The sequence below is a fragment of the uncultured Nonlabens sp. genome (genome assembly GCF_947495285.1).
Lineage (GTDB): Bacteria > Bacteroidota > Bacteroidia > Flavobacteriales > Flavobacteriaceae > Nonlabens.
Map to the genome: position 1 here is coordinate 64,644 of NZ_CANLXZ010000016.1, position 6,218 is coordinate 70,861.

Consider the following 6,218-nt stretch of genomic DNA (forward strand, 5'->3'; position numbering starts at 1 on the left):
ATTACACCTTTAACATGTGCTATTCAAGAATATATAAATTAAAAAAATGCTAAGAGACTTTCGTTTTCTTAGCATTTCTATGTATTCATTCTTCGTATATATTTTATTATAATCTGTGAAACAAGGTTTTAGGCATTCCTAACTTTGTATATTATTTACTGAGCCCTTTCCTCAACACCTCTTTAATACCTTCTAGATTCTCGGTAAAATCCATCATTTGACTCAGGATTTGAGACATCTGATTTTGTCCACCTAGACCGCTAAGTTTATTGTTCTTGGCAAAAATCCCTTTAATGTCTTTCCATCGCTGTTGCTCTTCTGTAGTGATGGTGTTGACGAGTTCTTTATACTTCAACAAGTTGGCCTCTGCAGCACTAGTTAAGGTTTGTGATTCACTTTCATAATGTGATAATAAGAGCGTTTGCAACTCTTTATCATCCATTATAGGAACAACCTTAGCGACCAGTTTATTCATATCACGGTAAGAACCTTGTAGTTTAAAACTAGGTTCGGTACGGTAAGTGTCTTCCATTCCTGCGCTCGCGATGTAGGTCTGGTTCACTTTAAGAACTGTATCACGTATTTTTAATACCTTCTCAAGTACAGCAACATAATCGGCTATTTCTTGATTGCTGTGGTTTCCTTTCAGCTCGTTATCACTTGCTCCGTTTTGAACACGATCTATAAGCGCATACACATCATCAAAATGCTTGTTACTCAATTGTTGCAATACGGGATTACTAGTCAGTGCATTTTCTACCAGACTCAATTCAAATAAATGAGCTGTATCACCTATAATATCACCTAGATTATAAATATCGGCACGGTTGGCAAGCATATCTGGAATCTGGAACTTATCGCCACTTTCAGTATACGGATTACCAGCCATAATCACACAAAATTTCTTACTACGTAGATCATAGGTCTTCGGCTTTCCATTATAGACTCCTTCAATCTTACGAGTTCCATCAGACAGACTGATGAATTTTTGTAAAAACTCTGGATTACAGTGCTGGATATCATCTAGATATAGCATTACATTATCACCCATTTCAAAAGCAAGATTCAGCTTTTTAAGTTCTTCTCTCGTTGCTGCATTAGTTGCCGCTTCAGGATCTACAGATGTGATTTCATGACCTATCGCTGGACCATTTATTTTCATAAATATTAATCCTAATCGGTTTGCCACATATTCCATCAAGGTTGTTTTACCATAACCTGGTGGAGATATAAGTAGCAATAATCCCATACGATCGGTACGTTTTGTATCACCTACCGTACCTAATTGTTTGGCAAGATTATCACCTATTAGTGGAAAATATACTTGATCAATCAACTTGTTACGGACAAAAGAACTCAATACACGTGGTTTAAATTCTTCTAGTCGCAAGGACTCTTTTAATTCTTCAGTAACCTGGTGTTTTGCTTTTCTAAAGGTTTCATAAGCAGGTACTTTTATCGTTGTAAAATGCTCTAGTGTAAGTACAAACTCATGATAATTAAACACAAATACACCTTCTTCAATCGTCTGGTGGGATCCTTTTAAATCGTTTATGTTTTCACTAGGTGAGATGGCAACTGTTTTATCAGCTGTCAGCTCTCCATAAAGTATGTTTGCCACACATTCGTTTACATATGTCAGTAAAGATTGTTTTGAGTCCGCTTTTGCGAAAGCGGAAACCCAATGTCTCACCAGTTCCACTTTAGACTTCTCGTCCTCACAAGCTTCTAGGCTTTTCTTGAATTTTAAATCGGCATTTTGAGATTTTATTTTCTTTTCAAAAGCTTCTTTTAATTGAATAGCGCTCGTGCTTACTGTGAAATGATCATTGTCTTTAAGTTCATTGAATAAGTAACTTGCGATAGATAAACTAGTAGCAGACTCAGAAGTTTTAAAAATCTCATCAGCCAGTTCTTCTATTATAAAGTCGTACTCCTTACTATCTGGAAAAACAGATAATACCTCACCAGCACTTTTTAATATACGGTTGAGGTTAGATCGCTGTTTGGTATCTAGTGCATTCCAGTAAAACTGTGCTTGTGCTCTCGTATTTGGGTCATAAGTGAGTAAGCCCAGATCATGATGTTTATGTAATAAAACACTTAAAAATTGTGCCGCGTCATGGTCATGAACACCTTTTACATAACCACCAGAATAGTTACCACTTGCGATTTCTTGAACGGTCGCGAGCAAATCTGCCGGACTCATCATTCTTAAAGCTTCTTTATCTCCAGTTTTAAAAATAGAGTAGGCGAGGTAGGCAGATCGATAGACTTGGTTATTCTCAGAAACTAAATCCTGATTCCATATTTCTTGAGATTGTGTTAGAATCTCATTATGTAATTCTTGATAAAAGTCAGTTCCTGTTAAATGATAGAACAGCCCATTATCCTTAAATACAATGGTCAGATCTAGTTGCTGTTTATTAACACCAAATTTATGTTTCCCCAGCTTGATGATGTTATCACCATCTTCATACAGTTCGTTCTTATCCTTGAGTTTTCTCAAAGCATCTTCACGAGCCACTTTAAGCGCTGTTTCTATCGCTTCGGCTTTTCCGGCATCATCGAGATCTTTTAATTGCACGACTATGTCGCGCACTTTATTGATCATTAAATCACTGGCAAAATAACCGTTGATTTCAGTAACGCTATCTAATGATTGTGCTCTTTTTTGAACACCTTTTAGAATACGTTGGGCAGCATTTTGAAACGCCATCGCCTTTTTATTGCGCGCCTCTACCAGACTACTTTTACGATTATCAAAAGCAGCGTAAACCTCTTCACGCTTGCCTATAATCTCTGTAATGTACTCTTCATAGTCGGCAAATTTTCCTTCTAACTCTTCTAGTTGTATAGAAACTTTGGTAAGGAACTCATCGCACTTTTCTGGTGTGTTTGCAATGTCTAGGTAATTGATAATACTCTGATCAATCAGCTTTAACTGTGCGGCAAAATCTGCTTGCGCTTCTTTTTTACCTACGGTTTTCACTTTATTCTTAATCGCCGCTTTTACCTGATTGATGGTGGCAAAAATCAACGATATGTTCTCAATAATCTTAGTAGAGTGAGAAGTATCTTCTATTTCTAAATTAGAAACTATGTCTATTAAAAGCTCCAGATCTTCAGCAATTTGATTCACTTCTTTCTCAAGATTTTTAATCTCGATCACTTTTTTTGTGTCGTCTAGTGCTTTTTGCTTTTGGGCAACAGCGTCGTGATAAGGAGCAAGTGCTTTATCATCGAGTAAAAAAGTAACCGCACGACGTGAGATCACTTCATTTTGTTCCACGATTTGATCCTCGATTCCTTTTATAAAATCGGTATCTACATAACGTATTTCATAAAGACCTATGGCTTCACCTCGCAAACTGCGCAGGTGAGTCAGCAGCTCTACAAAATCATTGATAGACTTAAATGAGGTGCTTTTAATTTTACTAAAAAGCTCATCTGCCTTTTTAGAAATATCTCTAGTATCTGCAGCTGCTTGTTTGCGCAGCTGTTTTACTTTCTCAAACTCGTCTATTGCTGCGTTAGATGCCTTGTTGATCTCGTTAAGAGGTAGGTTGATTTGTTTAGTTTCCTCTTCGGGCAACCAGTAATAGGCATCTAGAATGTCCTTAGAAGAACGTGCAATATCATCATACAATCCACCATAACTATCTTCTTTATTAAGAAGCGTGAGCAGCTCATTTGCCTGCGCCATGGCTTTAACAATATCCTTGTTTCCTATCTTAAATAACATTGTGTCTTGATGCTCAGATGGCATGATGTTACCTTTTAAATAAGGAGTTTGCCATATTTGCATCATGTGATGCCTTGTCTGTTCATCTTCTGTGCGGAAATAGCACAACTCACCTTGTTCTAAAATCGTAAATCCATTACAAACGATAGGTGTGTTTACCGTTTGATCGATCACATTGTAAGACATGAGTACATACAATCCCTGTGCAGCATTATAAAACACATACAAATGATCTTCACCATTAGGTGATGCGATTCTTTGCTGAAATTTTAATTTACCAGCATCGCTAGGGAATACGTTGTACTCACCAGTTTGCAAGTAATAACCACTCGGGAAAATAATACCTTGATCGTCCGGTAATAATACTGCAGCCTCTGCAATACTATTGATGCGTTCTACTTCCTTAATCTTGTGGTTGTACACAAAATAACGAGGCTCTTCTTGAAACGGCTTTATTTCTAGAACAATGAGATTTCCTAAATCGGCATAACGATATTGTCCGTCATCTAGTGTCTGGTCGCGATGTTCTACATCTTCGCGATAAATTCCCTGACCATCGTCGGTATTATCCTCAACCTTTATGGTTAAATCGCCACCTATTGTTTCTACAAAAACCTTGTCTAGAATCGATACATGTCCATGCACACCAGCACGTTGATTATCGCGTCCAGCCTCTTTCCACTGGAAACCATATTGCGCAGGAAAACGATATTCATGCTCACTACGGTTATCTACATATTGCAAACCATCATCAGTTATCAACCACTTAAAAGTCTTGATATCTGTAACAGAATCACTGAGTTGAAATACCATATGTAGGTAATTCCCCATAATCGCAAACTTGGAAAATATCGTGTTGCGATAGTATTTGTACAGATTTTCAAAATCAGTCTGAAAAATAGAATCAGTGATGAGGTTTAATTTGTTCCCGCTTTCGCGAAAGCGTAACGCATCACCATCCACACCGTCACGATCAAACTCATAGATACTAAAAACATCGCTCAATTGCATCTCAGTGCGCAATCCTAGATGTACGTTGTACCCAAAGATGCTGTATTTACCGATGGTCACAATATCACGAGCGATACAGTTATTTTCTGTATTCACACGGTCGTTTGCAATCAGTCGTGTTTCTAGAGAACCGAAGACCTTTTTACGTTCTTCATTAAGAGCATGGAGTCGCTGCTGCAAGTCATTTTTTTGCTTGAGCAGTCGGCTCTGGATGATCTCGTAGGTGCCTGAGTCCAGTTGTCTAGTGTCTTTTATATCTTTTTCTGCCATTTATTTTTAGTTAGTCGCGCATCGCGTGCGCCTTTTCATTGTTGGGGCGCATCTCATGCGCCCTTACGTTTCAGTGCGAGGGTCGGATGCGATCCGCCCTTACGTTTTCGGCGCATCGCATGCGCATTTTCAGTGCGAGGGTCGGATGCGATCTGCCCTTGCATCTCGGCGCATCGCGTGCGCCTTTTCAGTGCGTGGGTCGGATGCGATCCGCCCTTGCATCTCGGCGCATCGCATGCGCCTTTTCAGTGCGTGGGTCGGATGCGATCTGCCCTTACGTTTTCGGCGCATCGCATGCGCCTTTTCAGTGCGTGGGTCGGATGCGATCCGCCCTTACGTTTTGGCGCATCGCATGCGCCTTTTCAGTGCGTGGGTCGATGCGATCCGACCTTACGTTTTCGGCGCATCGCATGCGCCTTTTCATCAGTCTAGATCTAGTTTCTGTTTTAGATTTTCATCCCACTTTTTTGGATTATCATTGATGTATCTGGTTACATTGTCATAGTGTCTTTGAGTTCTGATGATAGCTTCGTTATAGTTGCGTACCCATATGGTTTTTTCAGTTCTCAGTTGATTATAGATGTTCTTAAGCTCGCCATTTTTCAAGATCAATTCATTATTCTGACTTTCTGATATGACACTTAAAACCTGTCTGGTCACAGCACCTTTATACCCTCTGACTATTGCTCCTAAAGAACCTGGTTTATTCATGTGTTTTCCTGCAACTGCTCCTGCTCTGCGTTCCAACTCTTCTGTCGTGTATTCCTTTTGTTTTCTTTGTTCTTCTATATGAATGACAAAATGAATATGATCTGGCATGATCATGAATGCTCCCAGGGATACGTTGTCTCTTAAATTTATTGTTTGCTGCCATTCTTTAGCCGCAATCTCTCCAAATTTATTGAGTATCATTTTTCCATCAATCACCTTTCCAAATAGATGCAACCGATTACGTATTACAATAGTCACAAAGTACCTGCCTACTGATGTGTAGTCATGTCCTTTGAGACGTATTGATTTACGATTATATTGCTTCATACTAGCTTAGTTTGTTCGACCCATCGCATTTGCGTTGTTGACGCATTGCATTTGTGTTGTTGACGCATTGCATTTGCGTTGTTGACGCATCGCATGCGTGTTGTTGACGCATCGCATGCGTGTTGTTGACGCATCGCATGCGTGTTGTTGACGC

Annotated in this window: 2 protein-coding genes; both read right to left on the bottom strand. The window is 39.3% G+C overall.

What is annotated here, in order from left to right:
- Positions 1–151: 151 nt before the first annotated feature.
- A complete protein-coding gene (locus tag Q0838_RS08515; protein WP_298953503.1) occupies positions 152–5,026 on the bottom strand; it encodes a DNA repair ATPase in 4,875 nt (1,624 codons plus the stop codon).
- Between the two features lie 423 nt (positions 5,027–5,449).
- Positions 5,450–6,064 (bottom strand): transposase, encoded by a 615-nt coding sequence (locus Q0838_RS08520; RefSeq protein WP_298953506.1) that lies wholly within the window; start codon positions 6,062–6,064, stop codon positions 5,450–5,452.
- Positions 6,065–6,218: the final 154 nt, after the last annotated feature.